Annotated in this window: 13 protein-coding genes and 2 riboswitches; of the genes, 7 read left to right on the forward strand and 6 right to left on the reverse strand. The window is 44.4% G+C overall.

Translation table 11 applies throughout. From position 1 onward, the window contains the following. Positions 1–11: 11 nt before the first annotated feature. On the reverse strand, positions 12–389 hold the full coding sequence (locus tag CXF69_RS01745) for a hypothetical protein (RefSeq protein ID WP_102078283.1): 378 nt from the start codon (positions 387–389) through the stop codon (positions 12–14). Between the two features lie 90 nt (positions 390–479). Between CXF69_RS01745 and CXF69_RS01750 the strand changes: the two genes are divergently transcribed. Further along, positions 480–2294 (forward strand): FMN-binding glutamate synthase family protein, encoded by a 1815-nt coding sequence (locus CXF69_RS01750; RefSeq protein WP_101205691.1) that lies wholly within the window; start codon positions 480–482, stop codon positions 2292–2294. 105 nt (positions 2295–2399) lie between these two features. Then, entirely contained in the window at positions 2400–3212 is an 813-nt protein-coding gene (locus tag CXF69_RS01755) for a phosphodiester glycosidase family protein (protein WP_102078284.1), read from the forward strand. Positions 3213–3352: 140 nt separating this feature from the next. Here the strand turns inward: CXF69_RS01755 and CXF69_RS01760 are convergent, their stop codons facing one another. The 5 genes from CXF69_RS01760 to CXF69_RS01780 form a co-directional block, all read right to left on the reverse strand. After that, the gene (locus CXF69_RS01760; protein ID WP_102078285.1) at positions 3353–4549 is read right to left on the reverse strand and encodes a globin domain-containing protein; all 1197 of its coding nucleotides are present in this window, start codon (positions 4547–4549) and stop codon (positions 3353–3355) included. 303 nt (positions 4550–4852) lie between these two features. Then, on the reverse strand, positions 4853–6076 hold the full coding sequence (locus tag CXF69_RS01765) for a vWA domain-containing protein (protein WP_101205694.1): 1224 nt from the start codon (positions 6074–6076) through the stop codon (positions 4853–4855). 159 nt (positions 6077–6235) lie between these two features. Further along, a complete protein-coding gene (locus tag CXF69_RS01770; protein WP_101205695.1) occupies positions 6236–7099 on the reverse strand; it encodes an AAA family ATPase in 864 nt (287 codons plus the stop codon). A gap of 299 nt (positions 7100–7398) precedes the next feature. After that, positions 7399–7995, reverse strand: coding sequence for a hypothetical protein (locus CXF69_RS01775; RefSeq protein WP_101205696.1), 597 nt, complete (start codon positions 7993–7995; stop codon positions 7399–7401). 261 nt (positions 7996–8256) lie between these two features. Next, positions 8257–8577, reverse strand: a complete 321-nt coding sequence (locus CXF69_RS01780; protein ID WP_101205697.1) for a YcgL domain-containing protein — start codon at positions 8575–8577, stop codon at positions 8257–8259. Positions 8578–8826: 249 nt separating this feature from the next. Next, positions 8827–8966: riboswitch (glycine riboswitch) on the forward strand. Between the two features lie 69 nt (positions 8967–9035). Continuing rightward, positions 9036–9184: riboswitch (glycine riboswitch) on the forward strand. A gap of 168 nt (positions 9185–9352) precedes the next feature. Here CXF69_RS01780 and gcvT point away from each other — a divergent pair. The 5 genes from gcvT to CXF69_RS01805 all read left to right on the forward strand — a co-directional run bounded on the left by gcvT (position 9353) and on the right by CXF69_RS01805 (position 16013). Next, positions 9353–10546: a glycine cleavage system aminomethyltransferase GcvT gene (gcvT, locus tag CXF69_RS01785; protein WP_102078286.1), complete on the forward strand. Its 1194-nt coding sequence runs from the start codon at positions 9353–9355 to the stop codon at positions 10544–10546. 117 nt (positions 10547–10663) lie between these two features. Beyond that, the gene (gcvH, locus tag CXF69_RS01790) at positions 10664–11044 is read left to right on the forward strand and encodes a glycine cleavage system protein GcvH (RefSeq protein WP_057760766.1); all 381 of its coding nucleotides are present in this window, start codon (positions 10664–10666) and stop codon (positions 11042–11044) included. Between the two features lie 352 nt (positions 11045–11396). Next, positions 11397–12155, forward strand: a complete 759-nt coding sequence (locus CXF69_RS01795; protein WP_101205699.1) for a nitroreductase family protein — start codon at positions 11397–11399, stop codon at positions 12153–12155. Between the two features lie 64 nt (positions 12156–12219). Continuing rightward, positions 12220–15117, forward strand: a complete 2898-nt coding sequence (gcvP, locus tag CXF69_RS01800) for an aminomethyl-transferring glycine dehydrogenase (RefSeq protein ID WP_101205700.1) — start codon at positions 12220–12222, stop codon at positions 15115–15117. Positions 15118–15323: 206 nt separating this feature from the next. Further along, positions 15324–16013: an esterase/lipase family protein gene (locus CXF69_RS01805; RefSeq protein ID WP_057760771.1), complete on the forward strand. Its 690-nt coding sequence runs from the start codon at positions 15324–15326 to the stop codon at positions 16011–16013. Positions 16014–16022 lie beyond the last annotated feature (9 nt).

Here is a 16022-nt window from a genome sequence, read left to right on the forward strand (position 1 = left end):
CCTTTTTAATATTATCGTTTTAATCCATCAAACCTCAGCCCAAATTTCATTAGATACTTACGCAATCTATCGCTATCGTTCGGGCTTTTTAATTTATCGCGCGAATTCGCGTATAGATAGCGCCCCGCCGCCGCTTGGTTTTTATAGCTGATACATACCTCAATCACATACGCCAGTTGCACCGCATCAAATGGATCAATAGTTGTCAGCATGTCTTCATCTAGATATTTTCTTAAAATATTATGGCTACCCTGCTCAACGGTTTCGCTGTTTAAAGTAACATATGGGCTATTTTTAATCACTTTATTGCATATACTGTCATTACTTATTTCCGTAATCGAACTAATGCCGCTCTCAACAAAAATGATTTGGATAACCCTGTTACCCATTGATACCGACGTAACGACGTCATGCGTGTATGATGTACGCGACAAATGTAAGCATCTTATCTATATCAATCATTACTATTGAGCCTCGTTATGCCTGAATCTCGTACCAATCTGAACCCTGAACCCAAAACCAGCTCGCCGTATTTTATCGGATTATTACTTCGCTATAGCACGTTCGGCGCGGCGATTTTAATTCTATTAGCGGGTCTATTATTGGTAAGTTGGTGGCTGATTGTTATCGGTGGTTTGGCTGTGGCGCTTGGTATTTATGATTTGATTCAGTCCAAGCACGCGATATTGAGCAACTACCCTGTCGCTGGACATATTCGATACGTGTTGGAAGATTTCCGTCCTGAGATTCGCCAGTACTTGCTTGAGGATGATAAAGAACAAGTGCCGTTTTCACGCCAGCAGCGTGCGCTAGTCTATCAACGTGCTAAGAACGTCAGCGATACCAATGCCTTTGGTACGTTGGACAATCTATATACTCATGGTAAAGAATGGTTTTTGCAATCTACCATCAGTGCACCACTAGAGAACAAAGACTTTCGAATTATGGTCGGCGGTGAGCGTTGTCAGCAGCCACACGATATGTCAGTATTCAATATCTCAGCAATGAGCTTTGGCAGTCTCTCAGCGAACGCCATCATGGCACTCAATCAAGGCGCAAAATTGGGCGGATTTACTCATGACACGGGCGAAGGCGCGATCAGCCCTTATCATCGTAAGTTCGGTGGTGATTTGATTTGGGAATTGGGTACAGGCTACTTTGGTTGCCGTGATAATGATGGTAACTTTGATCCACAGTCTTTTGCTGAAAAAGCTGTCGATCCGCAAGTTAAAATGATTGAAATCAAGCTTTCACAAGGTGCCAAGCCTGGTAAAGGTGGCGTCCTTCCTTCTAGCAAAATTACGCAAGAGATTGCAGACACACGTCAAGTACCTACGGGTCAAGACTGTATCTCGCCTTCTTCGCATACCGCATTTAGCACCCCGCGCGAGTTAGTCGCCTTTTGGCAGCAGCTGCGTGAGTTATCTGGTGGCAAGCCAGTTGGCTTTAAGCTATGTATTGGTCAACCATGGCAGTTTATGGCGATTGTCAAAGCGATGATAGAGGCGGATAACTATCCTGATTTTATCGTTATTGATGGTGCAGAAGGCGGCACTGGTGCAGCGCCCGTCGAGTTTATGGACAATGTCGGCATGCCAATGGTTGAAGGGTTTTTGCTGGTACACAATACCTTAGTTGGTGCTGGTATTCGTGACAAAATTAAGCTTGGCGTCAGCGGCAAGATAGTCTCAGGCTTCGATATTGCGCGCATGATTGCGCTAGGTGCAGATTGGTGCAACTCAGCACGTGGTTTTATGTTTGCGGTCGGCTGCATTCAGTCGCGCTCTTGTCATACCAACACTTGCCCGACAGGTGTGGCAACTCAAGACCCTTATCGTCAAAAGGCGCTCGACGTCCCTAGTAAAGCTGAGCGTGTTGCAAGTTTCCACAAAAACACGCTAAAATCGCTTGCCAGTATCGTAGGCGCGGTCGGTTTACAGCATCCTAGCCAATTACAGCCGTACCATATCGCACGCCGTCTAGATGATGGGCAAATTAAGCTGCTATCCAAATTCTTCTATTTTGCTGATAAAGGCGCACTGCTCGATCATAGTGCCCGTGCCGACGTATTTAACCAGATGTGGGTCATGGCAAACCCTGATAGCTTTTTAGCCAATAATGATGCGCTCATTGCTTATAACAAGGACTCGCGTGATAAGGGCAAGGAAACTGGCGCGCCAACAGAACACAGCGCTGGGTATAATTCTGAGCACTTGACCAATCTCACCGATGGTGGACGATTAATTGGTAATGTGAACAATACAATCCGTGACTTTCCGCCTACTAATGACTGAATCAGTGCCTAAATCGTTGTATTTAAAAAGTAGTGATGAAGGAGTAATTAAGCGGTAGATAGTAACCAAACTCAAATAATTTACACATTAAAAGACGCGTGATTGATGCCAAGTTCTATTTTTAACTTATTCTTATCAACGATGGTACTTGCGCTAGGCCTGAGCGCCTGCCAGCAGACAAATACCAATGCGACTAGTAGCGATACCGATAGCTGGTCATGTCAGACTAAAGACACGCCCTTTGCTTATAGTGTTTGCCGTGTCGATGCTACCGCGTTAGCGAGCGAGCGTTATTCATTACAACTGTTTTGGCAATCCTCTGATAACAATGAGCCTCTGCTGACCTTTGATGCGTTATTGGCCACATTACCGAATCATGAGACCCTCAAATTTGCGATGAATGCAGGCATGTATAATGAAAACTATGCGCCGATTGGCTATACCGTCATCGAAGGCAAAGAACTCAAATCGCTAAATACAAAAGAAGGTGGCGGTAATTTTCATCTATTACCTAATGGGGTTATGTGGTGGGACCAAGCTGGCAACGTGCAAATCACCGAAAGTAATGCGTTAAATGAGCAGATAAGCAATGGTGATGTGCAGCCTTGGTATGCGACGCAGTCGGGTCCTATGCTGGTCATCAATGACGAGATACACCCAAAGTTCAACCCTGATAGCAGCTCAATCAAACTGCGTAATGGTGCAGGCGTTTGCCGTGATGGCAGTATACAGCTCGTTAATAGCGATGAGCCTGTGACCTTTTATCAGTTTGCAGAACTATTTAAGAATGAGTTAGGTTGTTCAAACGCGCTGTTTTTAGACGGTGGTATTGCCTCAGCATTGTATGCGCCTAGTATCGATAAGCAGGATAAAAAAGAGATGGGCGTGATGATTGGATTGGTTGAAAATAAAGAGTAATACGCATCTATATTTCAATGTTAATATCTAACTCCTATTGCTTCTTATATTGCGTTCAATAAAAAGCACTTGAAATGACGTTGTCATTCAAGTGCTTTTTTTGTTATTGGTAATAATTAATGGCTAACAATCGCTAAAAACTAACCACCCAAGCTCATTTTAGGGCCAAACGGTTCGTAGTGAACGCTATCGGCACCATGATCTAATGCTACCAACCCATCAATCATACTTTCCATAAATGGCATCGAGCCGCACACATAGATATCAGCAGGCTTAGGCAAGGTAGCAAGCCATGTCTCATCTAACATCTGCCCAGACTCAAAGTAAAAGATATGTTTTTCTACGCTCTCAGCCTGTTCGAGTAATACTTCTACCTGATCAGAGAAAGCATGATGGGCGATATTTTGACATGCATAAACCCATATAATAGGTCGTTTAGGATTGGCTAATACTTGCGCCTCTAGCATAGACAGTACAGGCGTAACCCCGACCCCTGCACTCATTAATACCAATGGAATATCATTTTGCTGTACCAAATCTTGATTGAGCGCAAAGTCACCAGCTGGTGCCGATAATAAAACCGTATCACCGACTTCTAGTTGATCATGCATATAGTTAGAAACCAACCCATGATGCTCATTACGGTTATCACGTCGAACAGCAAACTGAATGCCTGCATCAGTACTGGCAGAGTATAAAGAATAATGACGCAGCGCAATATGATCGCTGTCTTTTGGGTCTGTTTTCACCGTGATGTATTGACCAGCGGTTAAGGTCAATTTGCTCAGGTCAATATCTTGATTACTATCTTCATTGTCGTTCACTGGCACTACTGTAAAGGCTGCGATATCCGTAGCAGCCGCTACCTTTTCGGTCACTTTAAAAGGCGCAAACCCCTGCCACATTGCTTCTTCATACATGCCATGTTCAATCTGGATAAACACGGAGGCGATCTCATCATAAGCTTCTGTCCAAGCGGTAATGATGTCGTCAGTGGCTGCCTCTCCTAGCACTTCTTTTATCGCCCCAATTAGATGTTTGCCGACGATAGGATAATGCTCAGGTAATATCTGTAAGGCTCTATGTTTATGGCTAATCTGGGTCACCTGTGGCAATAGCGTAGCCAGTTTGTCCAAGTGCTTGGCAGCGGCCAATACTGTTGTAGCCAGTGCGGTCTGTTGACGGCCTAGTTTTTGATTGGTCTCATTAAAAATATCTAACAACTCAGGATGCTCATTAAACATATTTTTATAAAACACAGTGGTAATCGCAACACCATGTTGTTCAAGTACAGGAACGGTTGCGGTGACAATTTCTAACGTTTTTGGTGAGGCCATGTTGTTTCTCTTAGTCATTAACTACATTGATAAATTGAAATGTTAAAAATAATCCGTCTAAACTGGCAATAATGAGTAGACCTTTTTACAGTAGTCATCAAAATTATTAGCCGACCAATACAGAATATTTATAACATTCATTTAAAATGAATGTTAACACACTTTACTAGGCATACCAATATAGGATGACTATAGAACCTATTTGCATCGATAAAAAAACAGCCGCTATGTTGTCATAACGGCTGTTTTTATAAGGGTTTAAGCTGTGTTAACAGGCTTTATCAATCAGGCTGAATATCAAAATTACCGTGCCATATATTGAGTCATTTCTTCAACACCATGTAGCGTCATCGGATACATCTTATTTTCGAACAGCTTTTTAATCTCAACGATGGTCTGTGTATATTGCCAATACGATGGGTTTTCAGGATTGAGCCAAGTTACTTTATCAAAATGCTCCAGTACTCGCTTCAGCCATACGATGCCCGCTTCATTATTCATATACTCTACGCTGCCGCCTACTGTCATCAGCTCATAAGGCGACATCGATGCATCACCGACGAAGATAACACGATACTCTCGGCCATATTTATTGAGTAGCTCAAACGTTGGCATCGGTGCACTATGGCGACGATTGTTGTCCTTCCACACATAGTCATACAAACAGTTATGAAAATAAAAGAACTCTAAGGTTTTAAATTCATTTTTTGCCGCAGAAAACAGTTTTTCGAGCGCTTCGACATGGATATCCATACTGCCGCCCACATCAAACAGCATTAGCACTTTGACACGGTTACGGCGCTCTGCCTGCATATGTATATCGAGCACCCCCTTTTTTGCCGTACGTTTAATCGTCTCATGAATATCTAGCTCGTCAGCACTGCCAGTCCGCGCAAACTGACGCAGATTGCGTAGCGCCATTTGAATTTGGCGAGTACCGAGCTGATTGTCATCATCGAGATTGCGATATTTACGCTGCTCCCAGACTTTTGCTGCGCTACGTTTGCGAGACTCACCGCCGACACGTACACCTTCTGGATGATCACCATAGGCACCAAATGGCGAAGTCCCGCCCGTTCCTACCCATTTACTGCCACCTTGATGACGCTCTTTTTGCTCTTTTAACCGTTCCTCTAACGCCTTCATCAGCTCTTCAAGCGAGCCGTACTTTTTCAGTAATCGTCTTTGCTCTTCGGTTAGATTTTTGGGATCGAGCTTTAGATCCAGCCACTCTTTGGGCACGTCCGTTAACTTGGCCAACAGCTCATCCATATCGAGACTATCGACACCTTCAAAATAATCCGCCATGGCCCGATCGAACTTATCAAAATGGCGCTCGTCTTTGACCATGCACAGTCGGATCAACCGGTACATATCTTCGCGGCTAGCAAAAGTAGTCAGTGCTGGATCTTCAGGATGCGACTGCATCATCAGCCCTTTATCTAACGCGGCATTGAGATCGAGCAGCTCGCGCGTACTGACTGGCACGCCATAAGTACGCAAGGTATAGAATAGTTTGATAAACATAAGAGTCGTATCACTTATTGGCTGATATTATTATCTGGTGATATTGCTGATATCATTAATTGGTACAGTTACAGTCACAGGTTGAGCGTTTGCATTGACCTTCATAATAGACATCCGATATCGGACATAAGACGTTAAAATCAACGCAAGCTGCAAACATTAACGACGCATCATATTGGCAAAACGCTGTAATAAACTCACATCTGCTTCATTTTTGAGCAATGCGCCATATAGAGGCGGGATAGACTTTTCGCCGCGCAGATTTTCTTCTAGCTCGTCCTGAGCCATATCATCAGCAAGTAACAAAGTTAACCAATCGACCAACTCAGACGTTGATGGCGGCTTTTTAAGACCTTGAATACCGCGCAGTTTATAGAAGATATCCAATGCATCATTGACCAGTTTTTCCTGAATGTCTGGAAAATGCACTTCGATGATTTGGCGCATGGTTTCTTCTTCTGGGAAGTCAATATAGTGGAAGAAACAACGACGCAAAAATGCATCTGGTAGCTCTTTTTCATTGTTTGAAGTAATAATAACCACTGGACGCTGCGCCGCTGTAATAGTTTCGCCAGTCTCATAAACATAAAAAGACATCTTATCAAGCTCATGTAGCAAGTCATTTGGGAACTCGATATCGGCTTTATCAATCTCATCAATCAGTAGTACACTACGCTCTGTACTGGTAAAAGCGTCCCACAGCTTGCCCGGCTTGATATAGTTGGCAATGTCATAGACCTTATCATCACCCAACTGCGAATCCCGCAGGCGTGATACCGCATCATACTCATACAGTCCTTGCTCAGCCTTAGTCGTCGATTTGACGTGCCAAGTAATCAGTGGCATACCCAAGCTTTCAGCGACTTCTTCGGCAAGCAATGTCTTACCTGTGCCAGGCTCACCTTTGATCAGCAATGGCTTTTGTAATGTCATAGCGGCATTTACGGCCAGTTGCAAATCATCGGTAGCAATATAACTACTGGTACCAGTAAAGTTTTTCTTAGTATTGTCAGCTGTGGTCATAATCAGATCTCGATTGTTGTTATAGATAAGTTGTTATAAATGGATAGGTCTAAAACATAAATGACTAATAAAGGATAAATTAGTAAAGAATAAATTAGATTAGCACAGCCTGATACATTGCCAAAATACTCATGCGTTCGCATTTATTAACAATTGTTATGTGCAATGTATAGTGAGCAATTATTTATATGTCTAATAAACAGTCGAGCATAAAAAAAGACACGCAGCGGTGTCTTTTTATTCGGGTATCAAATAAATTCTAAAAAAATAGTACTATCTTAATGCCTAGCCTATTTTTATCACTTATCAGACGTATCGCTATCCATTTTCTTAGCCAATGCATTGTCTTTTTTTAAGCTCACGTTAGTGTCAGGCTGTCCGGTTACGGTAGTGCCTTCTGGCAAATAACTGCCTGTGGTCATTTGTAACGTGGCCTGTGTATCTTCTGCGCTGCGGCTACGGGCTTTATCCAAGCTTGATGCAAATGCGCTGCGTATCAACTGCCATACAAAACCAACAAACAACCCTGCGACCAGTATCACCAATATCGGCAACATATTGGCAACCGCGCCTGCGTAATCTTTCATCATCACAGCATAGACGACGCTAATACTGGCTGGTGCAAGCTCGCTCGGATCACCAAGCGCTGTACCTGGTGCTAATAATACCGCAAACAGAACCATCCAGCTCATACCGCCCAATGGTTTTGGCAGTACACGAGCCACAAGTATCCATAGCACTAGTACCAAAACAGCACCGCCCAGATAAGCATACATCGGCAAATCAGCGGGCGGGACATCCTTTACCATTTGGCCCCACCAAATGGCAATCTCACCGAGAATGTCACTGATAGACTCTAGCGGTAAGCTATGTAAGATATTTTTTAACCAGTCCATGCGTGTTTATTTACCTGCGTTTATCGCCAATGACACAATCTGTGTCTAGCGGTATATGTGCGTTCTGTAGAACCAGAATGAGGCCAACTACATAATGAACTTGTGCATTATGTAGGCTTATATGTACATTGCGTAGGGTGTCAGTTTATCACGACTCTCTACTCAAATGCATGTGAGCAAGTGTGTCGTAGGTTTTTATCGACGCTATTTTCAAGGTAGCGCATTGATATGTCCTACCACAATTACTTGCTGACAAATCTATTAATTGTAGATGCTGTCCTGCGATTCACGAGCACGCAGCTCTGCTTGGCGGCGCATCACGTCTTGCGGCGGCAACTGCACAAAGTAACCTTGAGACTGTAATTTTGCCAGTACTTCTCCTTTATCGACACGAGCGAGCTTATCTTTAGTTGATAAGTCCAAATGCATGACGAACTTACTACGGCCTAAACCTGCACGGAAATCTTTTGGTAATACGCCAAGCCAGTCTTTGATCTCATCAGTATCGTCAGGATAATCAGGACGCGCAATGTAGATATACATGTCGTCATGTTTTGGAAATTTATAAATATCGCAATGCATAAAAACCACCTATCAGAAACTATGGGCGTAGGTTAGCATATTTCAGGCAAATACCAGTAGTCGCTTTGCGTTTTGCTATCGTAATTTTTGTGAAAACACACAGATAAAACGCTGATATGAGCGACAAAAATATCATTGTAAAATATAACCTATTTCATAGACTGCCTTAACAAAACATCATTTTTGCCAAATTTATTTATTTTAATGGCTTTGATGACTTGTAAAAGCGCTTTGAACCTTTCATAATAAAAGCGTTTTTCAGGAGAGAGTTTATCAGCATCGTTTTTGTATTGAACCCTATTGGTTATACAACTATCGCAATTGCTAGATAACCACCGAAGGCGCATCCACCCTGCCAATCGCTCAGGTAAAAGGACTGAAAAACGCATGTCACTGTTGTTTGATAGTATTTAGTAATATGACGCTCATAGCGCACTACTTTTTTATCAAACATAAGGCATAACAAATCTGGAGAGTGGTAAGCACGGACGACGTCTTACCCACCGAAGGGGAGAAAATACGCTATCATCGACGATAGGGCTCATATAACTGCCCAAAAATGATAGTTCGTGTTGAAAATCTCAGGTCACAGGACAGATAGGGCTTTAGCTTAAACTGACGTATAGCGTCTGTTTGGCTTACGTCTTCATCTTTGCTTTCTGTGTCACCCTTTGATGTGATATTTGCGCCTTGCAATATTGCTTCTCGCTACTTTTACGTTGCGCATCACTCCTTACTCTGCCGAGTACGACTGATGTACACATAAGGATTTGTTATGACTGATACCCATTCTCAAGACATCACTTCTCAAAACGATCAAACCCAAGCCCCTCAGCGCACCCCTTTTTACCAGTCTCATATTGATAGTGAGGGCAAACTGGTCGATTTCTCTGGTTGGGAATTGCCAATTCATTACGGTTCACAAATCGAAGAGCACGAAGCAGTACGTACAGATGCAGGTATGTTTGATGTCTCACATATGGTTGTGACTGATATCAAAGGTGCTGATACCAAAGCATGGCTACAAAAGCTGCTCGCAAACGATGTCAACAAACTCACCACCACTGGTAAAGCGCTATACTCTGGCATGCTCAATGAGCAAGGCGGCGTCATCGATGATTTGATCGTCTACCTGATGAATGCAGAAGAAACTGAGTACCGTATCGTCTCTAACGCGGCCACTCGTGACAAGGACTTAGCACAGTTTAATAAAGTCGCCGAAGGCTTTGATATTACGATTACCGAGCGTCCTGAGCTTGCGATGCTTGCCGTGCAAGGTCCAAATGCTATTGCAAAACTGGCTCAGGCCAAACCAAGCTGGGCAGATACCTTAGCAGCACTAGAACCTTTCGTTGGTGCTGACTTGACCGATATCGAAGGCACCGATTGGTTTGTAGCTCGTACCGGCTATACTGGTGAAGATGGCGTCGAAGTCATTATGCATGCCGATGATGCCCCTGCTTTCTTTGAGCAGCTAAAAGCAAATGGCATCAAACCTGCCGGTCTTGGCGCACGTGATACCTTGCGTATGGAAGCAGGCATGAACCTTTATGGCCATGACATGGACGAGACCATCAGCCCTTACGAGTGCAACATGGGCTGGACGCTAGCGCTCAAAGACGACCGCGCCTTTGTCGGTCGTGAAGCATTGGTCAGCAAACGTAAGCAGTCAAAAGAAGACAACACCGCTATGAAGCAAGTGGGCTTGCTATTGACCACGCGCGGCGTATTGCGTGAAGGCATGACAGTGACTATCAATCAAGGCACTGATAACGAGCAAACTGGCATTATCACCAGCGGTACATTCTCCCCTAGCCTAAAAAATTCAATCGCGATTGCTCGTGTACCTACCAGCTTATCAGAAGATAACAGCGTACAAGTCGATCTACGCGGCAAAGGTAAATTCGTCGATGTACGCGTACTAAAGCTACCTTTTGTCCGTAACGGCAAGCAACAGTTTGACTCTTAGGTCTTATAAATTCTATCATTAGAGCGCGTTGTCATTTTGCGCGCAATTATAAAAATGGCAACACGCCTAGCCTCCATTATTTTTGTTAATTAACCTCTATCACTTAGGAGAGAGACCATGAGCAACATCCCAGCAGAGCTAAAATATATTGCGAGTCACGAGTGGCTACGCCTAGAAGACGACGGTACGATCACTGTTGGTATCACTGACCATGCTCAAGATCTATTGGGTGATGTGGTATTCGTTGAGCTACCAGATGTGGGCGATATCATCGCTGTTGATGACGAAATCTCAGTTGTTGAATCAGTAAAAGCGGCTTCTGACGTTTATGCGCCTATTTCAGGTGAAGTGATCGCTATCAATGAAGCACTAGAAGATGATCCTGAAATCATCAACTCTGACCCATACGGCGAAGGTTGGTTCTTCAGAATGAAGCCTGACAACATCGCTGACTACGAAGCACTAATGACTGCTGACGAGTACGAAAGCGACTTATAAGCTAAACACGTAAGCTAAGCATACTCTCGCAAGACATTAGCATTTGTAAGATATTAGCTCGTACAAAGCACTAGCCCCGACTAAACATTATAGATACTGGCAGCAGCTGGTATCTATACTCTCTATTTAAACGATTTAAAAACCTTTCTCATGAAAAGTATTGGCTCATTGACCATGCTTACTATTTGAAAGTAGCTTTATATGTAGATCTCCAACAATCATTATCGTCCGATGTTATTGCTCTCAAGCGTTATCTCATTGACTCGTATTGATCACCTATTCGAATCCCAATGAATACGTGCTATCAATAACGACTCAAACTGATAACCCAATTCTCAGCATGGATCCTAATATGAATGCCAACACCGATAATAAAGACCCCATTGCTACACCAAACCATACGCCGCAGCTAAAAGCCTTTCGCGATATCGTAGAGTCACGCCGTTCCGTGCGCCGTTTTACTGATACCCCCATACCTGATGACGTATTGGCAGACTGTCTGCGTTTGGCCATGCTAGCACCAAACTCTAGCAACCTACAGCCGTGGGAATTTTATGTTATCGATGATGCTGACAATCGCAAACGCGCCGTCAAAAACTGCATGAATCAAAACGCAGCAAAAACATCAGCCCGTTTGATTGCCATCGTTGCTCGTACTGATGTTTGGCACGATCACGCTCAGCAAGTATTGCGCGAATACCCTGATCAGCCAGTGCCTAAGAAAGTAAAAGACTACTACAACAAAGTCGTTACGATGGACTTTTTGCGCGGCCCAGCCAACGTGGTTTCGGCTGCAAAATGGGGCGCAACGCAAGTGGTCAGACGCGTAAAAGGCCCAATCAAATCGCCTTATTATACCTTTGAAGACACCAAAAACTGGGCAACCAATAACACCGCGCTTGCCGCCGAAAACCTGATGCTAGCATTACGCGCTCATGGTTTTGATAGCTGTCCTATGGGCGGCTTTGATGAGCCTGCCATGAAAGCGTTGCTCAATCTTAGCGACGACCATCATATCGTTATGATGCTTGGCGCAGGCGAGCGCGCTGACAGTGGCGTTTACAACACCCAGTTCCGCTTTGATCAAAAACAGTTTGTGCATTACGTATAACGTACCGCTCACATTATTCCCTTAATTGCTATTTTGTTTATTACTCCCTTAACCAAGGATTGTCATGACTATCTCTCAAAACCCATCGTTTGATACCTTTCAAGGATTGTTCAACGAAGCTGAATTTGTCTATCGCCACTTAGGTTCGAACGAAACCAAGCAAGCTGACCTACTCAGCGCTGTTGGTTATAAAGATATGCAAAGCTTTATCAATGACACTGTGCCTGAGCCAGTACGTCTGCACAAAGAGCTGGATTTGCCAGTGGCGATGAGTGAGCATGCGGCACTTGCCAAACTACGCACGATGGCAGATGACATCACTGTTAACAAAAGCTATATCGGTCAAGGCTACTCTCCGGTTCGTATGCCTGCCGTCATTCAGCGCAACGTCCTTGAAAATCCAGGCTGGTATACCGCCTATACCCCTTATCAAGCTGAAATCGCTCAAGGTCGTCTAGAAGCATTGCTGAACTTCCAACAAGTATGTATTGATCTAACAGGTCTTGAGCTGGCTGGTGCGTCATTGCTTGATGAAGCAACAGCAGCGGCAGAAGCGATGGCGATGTCAAAGCGTGTGAGCAAAAGCAAATCAACGCAGTATTTCGTCGACGAGCGTGTCTATCCGCAAACGCTAGATGTTATCAATACTCGTGCTAAATACTTTGGTTGGGAAGTGGTCGTTGGTGATTTTGACACGGCTAAATCAGGCGATTATTTTGGTGCGCTATTCCAGTATGTCGGTGCTGAAGGTGACGTTAAAGACTTAACAGACGTCATCGCGGCCGTAAAAGAAAACAAAACTTACGTCAGTGTTGTCAGTGACATCATGAGCTTGGTGTTATTGAAATCACCAGCCGATATGGGTGCTGACGTAGCGCTAGGTAGTACGCAGCGCTTTGGTATACCAATGGGCTTCGGTGGTCCACATGCCGCTTACTTTGCGTTTTCTGATAAAGCCAAGCGTTCAGCACCTGGTCGTATCATTGGCGTATCAAAAGATGCACAAGGCAATACTGCATTACGTATGGCTCTACAAACGCGTGAGCAGCATATCCGCCGCGAAAAAGCCAACTCAAACATCTGCACCTCACAAGTATTACTAGCTAACCTCGCTGGTATGTACGCGGTATACCATGGTCCAGGCGGCGTGAAGCGTATTGCCACTCGTATTCATGCGTTTGCCACTGCGTTTGCTGATGCTATCACAGAATCTAATGACAGCAGCTTGAGCGTGGTACATGATCAATTCTTCGATACAGTCGTCGTTGATTGTGGTTCAGAGAAGCTTGCTACTCAAATCTTTAAAAATGCAGACAACGTTGGCTATAACTTATGGCGTCTAAGCGACACCAAATTAAGCGTTGCCTTTAGTGAAACCAGCGATCAGCAAGATTTCAACACGTTGACTCAGCTATTCGTCAACAAGTCACACGATCTACCTGAAACCGCTCGCGTCTCTCTAGATAGCGCACACTTGCGTACGGATGACATTTTGACTCATCCAGTATTCAACTCGCATCATACCGAGCACGAAATGCTACGCTACCTAAAGTCGCTTGAAGACAAAGATCTAGCGATGAACCGCAGCATGATTTCACTGGGTAGCTGTACCATGAAGCTAAACGCCACCAGTGAGATGCTACCGATTACTTGGCCTGAGTTTGCCAACGTGCATCCTTTTGCACCACGTGATCAAGTTACTGGCTATATCGCGATGATCGATAGCTTGCAAGATCAATTAAAAGCCATTACTGGTTTTGATGATGTCTCTATGCAGCCAAACTCTGGTGCCTCTGGTGAATATGCTGGTCTGCTCGCGATTCGCCGTTATCATGAGTCATTGGGCGAGACCAATCGTGATGTGTGCTTGATTCCTCAGTCAGCGCACGGTACCAACCCTGCTACCGCCATGATGATGGGTATGAAAGTCGTCGTGGTCAAAACCGATGAAAACGGCAACGTTGATATCGATGATTTAACCGCCAAGTGTGAAGAGCATAGCGAGCGTTTGGGCGCTTTAATGATCACGTACCCATCGACTCATGGCGTGTTTGAAGAAGGCATCCGTCATATCTGTGATTTGACTCACAAGCATGGTGGTCAGGTCTATATGGATGGCGCCAACATGAATGCTCAGGTAGGCATGATGCAACCTGCAGACGTTGGTGCTGATGTATTACACATGAACTTGCATAAAACCTTCTGCATCCCGCATGGCGGCGGTGGTCCAGGCATGGGTCCTATCGGTATGAAGGCGCATTTGGCAACGTTTATGGCCAACCATACCTTGAGTCCTGTACATAATGCACAAAAAGACTGCTCAGCAGTATCAGCAGCACCTTATGGTTCAGCGAGCATCTTGCCTATCTCATGGATGTATATTGCTATGATGGGCCGCGATGGTCTATTAAAAGCCACTGAATTAGCATTGTTGAACGCAAACTATGTGGCAGCCGAATTAAAAGGTCACTACCCTGTCCTATATGCTGGCAAAAACGGCCGTGTGGCTCACGAATGTATCATCGATATTCGTCCGTTAAAAGAAGAAACTGGCATCACGGAAAGCGATATCGCTAAGCGCTTGATGGATTATGGTTTCCATTCGCCAACGATGAGCTTCCCAGTCGCTGGTACGCTTATGATTGAGCCAACAGAGTCTGAGTCAAAAGAAGAGTTGGATCGCTTTATCAGTGCGCTAAAATCTATCAAAGCTGAAGCCATGAAAGCCAAAGCTGGTGAAGATAACTGGACGCTAGAAGACAACCCATTAGTCAATGCACCGCATACGGCTGCTATGATTACTGGCGAAGAGTGGACGCATCCTTACAGCCGTGAGACTGCTGCATTCCCACTGCCGTACATCCGTGCAAACAAGTTCTGGCCAAGTGTCGCTCGTGTCGATGATGCTTATGGTGATAAGAACCTAATGTGCTCTTGCCCAAGTATCGAAAACTATATGTAATTATCATTTTTGATAGTTATTCTCTGTAGTAAAAAACCTCCAAGTCAGCAGCTGACTTGGAGGTTTTTATTTGTCTGACTTTTTATCTATTACGTTAGCAGGTAATATTATCAATAAAATAAACGATAAGAACTCAATGTAATAAAAGCTTATATTGATAATAAGCTATTTATCTTAAATTTCTGAAGCAACCATTGGACACTGCTATGCAACATAAAGCGCCTAAACAAAAAACTCGCGTCATTCTAATTCACGGGCTACACCAAACCCCATGGATCATGCGACCATTAGCCAAGCGCCTGCAAGCAGCAGGATTTGATACCCATCAGTATGGCTACCGTAGTATGCGTGATGGTATCAAAACCAATAGCGCTCGCCTAAATAGCTGGCTAGAAACAAACCATCACCCAGATCATCCTATAGATTTGGTTGGGCATAGTTTAGGTGGTTTGATCATTCGTGATTTTGTCGCTCAGTATCCAAAATGGAAAATTGGACGTTGCGTGACTCTAGGAACACCGCATAGAGGCAGTGTGTGTGCAGATTATATCTGGCGATTGACTCCTGCTGTCGTAGGTCGCTCGTATGTCGACGCACTGGACGGCACAGTCGCGCCATTGCCCAAACACGTGACGCTAGGTGTCATCGCTGGCAACCGCCCGTATGGTCTAGGTCAGCTGTTTTTGCAATATCATAATCGCAAAATGCGCAAATCTGACAAGCCACCTCTTAACGAGCAACTTGCACATGACGGGACAGTATATATAGAAGAGACGAGGATAGAGTCTGCAGCTGATCATATCATTATGCCAGTCTCACATACTGGCATGCTAGTGAACCCAGAGGTCGCCGAGCAGACTCGATACTTTTTAGAGCATGGACGATTTAAACGCTAAGAGCTGTAT

Origin of the sequence: Psychrobacter sp. Choline-02u-9 (assembly GCF_002836505.1) — a bacterium.
Taxonomy (GTDB): Bacteria; Pseudomonadota; Gammaproteobacteria; order Pseudomonadales; family Moraxellaceae; genus Psychrobacter.